Origin of the sequence: Exiguobacterium sp. A1_3_1 (assembly GCF_048985645.1) — a bacterium.
Lineage (GTDB): Bacteria > Bacillota > Bacilli > Exiguobacteriales > Exiguobacteriaceae > Exiguobacterium_A > Exiguobacterium_A indicum.
The window spans coordinates 1-2797 of the sequence record NZ_WBYY01000268.1 but is presented as its reverse complement, the minus strand read 5'-3'; the positions used below and the strand labels follow the sequence as shown (position 1 = coordinate 2797).

Here is a 2797-nt window from a genome sequence, read left to right as displayed (position 1 = left end):
AGTCAGTTTTCCCGCTCCGTTCGAGCAGGAAAACGGGTTTTGTTTGTCTCTGACAGCGCAAAATCGCGCTTTTTCCTGTAGGAGTGGCGTGTAACGCGTCATTTTTTTATATCCGGAAGAAGGATCAGAGAAGCGTTTTGTTCACTCGACATCGCTTCCTAGGGAAAAACAAGCAGGAGCGACCCTGCAGCGAAGCGAAGCGGCTCGATGCTTTTCCCAGGAAAACGATTCGAGATGAACAAAAAAAAGCGCAATCCTTTTCGTTAAAAGAAAAATTACGCTTTGTCTTCAGTCTGAGGAGTTGACTTTTGAGTCAGCTCCATTTTTTACATATATGACGTAAAGTCTACTTTACAAAATGTAAACCCAACTTTACAATGTAAACAACTGGAAAGGAGGTCGTCAGATGAAACTGACGAACCATGTCCGCCTCTATCGTCAACAGCACAAGTGGACACAAGAGCAGTTCGCTGAACGAATCGGTGTGACACGACAAACTGTCATCTCACTTGAAAAAGGAAGCTATACGCCGTCGCTCTTACTCGCGATGCAGATTGCCCGCGTCTTTGATTGCCCGATCGAGGAACTATTTCAATTAGAGGAGGAATCCTGATGAAACGTGTCGTCACTCAATCTTTACTTAATTGTTGTCTCTACTTTTTAGCTGCTTATCTCATTAGTGACATTCATGCGAACCTACAACTATTTCAAGATGATCCGGTATCCGGTACGGGATTGTCGCTGGAATTGAATCTAATGAGTGTCCTTCCAGTGCTAGTGATTGCGATTGTCCTTTCGATCGTCAGCTATTTCTTACGAGAAGACCGTACAAGTTCGTTTGCAACAGCAGAATTTTCCGACTCCGATGAACGTGAGGCACTGATCACCGGTAAAGCAACTCGTGCAGCGTATGTTGCTTTCATGATCAGCCTTCCCGTCCTAATGATTGCCTTTTTGTTCGAGCAACCGTTACTTCAACTGTATCCAGCGTTTCCGTTCTATGCGATTGCTCTTGTCTTATCGATCGGAACACTTACGTACATGTCGGCTTGGATTGTGCACGTCCGGCGTTAAAGTCGCTTGACGAAGAAGTATTGAGATTGTCCAATCGATGGATGATCGGTCAGTCGTCCATACTCTTCATAACCATGCTTGCGGTAAAAGTCTGGTGCTTGAAAATCAAACGTGTCCAAAAGGACTTTCGTACACCTTGCTTCCTTCGCATATCCTTCGATAGCTTGCAGCAGGCGGGTTCCGACACCTGCCTGTCGTGCTGTATCGCTCACCCAAAGGAACTGGACATGAATATGTTGCCAACCGTAAGACGCGGTAATTCCTCCGATGCATTCGCCCTTCTCGTTAGATGCTGTAAAACAAAGTTCTTCCGATTGTTCATATAAGGCTTTAGGAACATGTTGCCGATTGTAGGCAATCAATTGCTCGCGGATGAATGTCCTATCTTCCTTCGTTCCAGTTTGAATTTTCATTTCTTCTCTCCTTAAATTTACAAATGATACCATCCCTGCCATAATGATAGCATATTCCATCTAGAACGGAGGATTACATATGCAGACGATGCACCACTCGTTCGATACACAACGGTACCAGATTCGACCGGCTCGACTCAGTGACGCTGAAGCCCTCGCTGAACTCCGCCAAACACTCGATGCGGAAACGGAATACTTCGACCGAATGCCTGGTGAGGACGTGATGACCGCGACGGATTTCGCAGATCAGTTGCGCGATTCCTCGGTTCCGGATCGTATCCTCGTCGTCGAGCGCGATGGACGACTCATCGCCTACGCCCGATGTCGTGGTTTTCATTTAAAACGTTTCGCGCACAAGGCATCATTTGGACTCGGTGTACTTCAATCCGACTGGGGGCAAGGAATCGGTACCCAACTGCTGGAACGAATGATTGCTTGGGCAAAAGCGCAATCCCTGCAAAAAATTCAGCTCGAAGTCGTCGAGACGAACCTCGGCGCCATTCGCCTCTATCAGCGACATGGATTTCAAGAAGAAGGACGACTGCGTCATGACCGGTTATTATCGGACGGTTGCTTTTACGATACGGTGTTGATGGGCTTACAGCTATGAGTCTTTCATTATCGATTGCGACATATAACATCTGGCATCACCCGCACAAACGACAAGAACGGTTCGAGGCGTTATGCGCGGAGATCAAGCAACACCAACCGGACATTCTCCTCCTGCAAGAAGTCATGTCGACGTTTCATCCGGATGAACCATTCGTCTCGATCGCTGAGCACCTCGCAGAGGCGACCGGTTATCCGTATATGATGATGGATCCTTACATGGATTCACCAGATGAAGGACTTGCTATCCTGACGAAATTGCCGTTTGAACGAACGGATTCGAGTGCCGCTGCGACAGCAAACATCAACCACCACTGTGCGATTCGGATCCCGTTTTCGATTGACGGTATTCGTTTTGCCGTGACGAACATTCATTTCAATTGGCGTGCTTCAGACATTCGACTCGATCAACTTCGATTCGTCAACGAATGGATTGCCTCACAGACGGATGACACGACGATCGAGTTCTTAGGCGGTGACTTTAATGATGGTCCAAACTCCGCTCTGCATCAAGCTGCGCTTAAGGAGTGGGTCGATCTTGCTGGCAGTTTTGCCGCTCGTACAGGACAAATTGCCGCCGCGACGCTTGATTCCGTGATGAATCCGTACGTAAGGAAGAATGACGGCATCACAAGCCCCGTTCGATATGATTGGTTACTCTGTCAGCTGTCTCTTATACACATCTCCGAGCCCACGAGACT

5 protein-coding genes are annotated in these 2797 nt (G+C 47.7%); 4 read left to right on the top strand and 1 reads right to left on the bottom strand.

The window, feature by feature from the left end:
- The first annotated feature begins 406 nt into the window (after positions 1-406).
- Both F8N00_RS17510 and F8N00_RS17505 read left to right on the top strand, forming a co-directional pair.
- Positions 407-613, top strand: coding sequence for a helix-turn-helix transcriptional regulator (locus tag F8N00_RS17510; protein ID WP_023468270.1), 207 nt, complete (start codon positions 407-409; stop codon positions 611-613).
- A complete protein-coding gene (locus F8N00_RS17505) occupies positions 613-1074 on the top strand; it encodes a hypothetical protein (protein WP_421018688.1) in 462 nt (153 codons plus the stop codon). Before F8N00_RS17510 ends, F8N00_RS17505 begins: the two co-directional genes overlap by 1 nt.
- On the opposite strand, the gene F8N00_RS17500 is transcribed toward F8N00_RS17505, so the two are convergent.
- Entirely contained in the window at positions 1071-1487 is a 417-nt protein-coding gene (locus tag F8N00_RS17500; RefSeq protein WP_023468268.1) for a GNAT family N-acetyltransferase, read from the bottom strand. The genes F8N00_RS17505 and F8N00_RS17500 overlap by 4 nt on opposite strands.
- A gap of 79 nt (positions 1488-1566) precedes the next feature.
- Between F8N00_RS17500 and F8N00_RS17495 the strand changes: the two genes are divergently transcribed.
- Positions 1567-2097: a GNAT family N-acetyltransferase gene (locus F8N00_RS17495; protein WP_058713066.1), complete on the top strand. Its 531-nt coding sequence runs from the start codon at positions 1567-1569 to the stop codon at positions 2095-2097.
- Positions 2094-2797: endonuclease/exonuclease/phosphatase family protein (locus F8N00_RS17490; RefSeq protein WP_421018687.1), on the top strand; the 704-nt coding region annotated here is incomplete at its 3' end. The genes F8N00_RS17495 and F8N00_RS17490, both read left to right, overlap by 4 nt.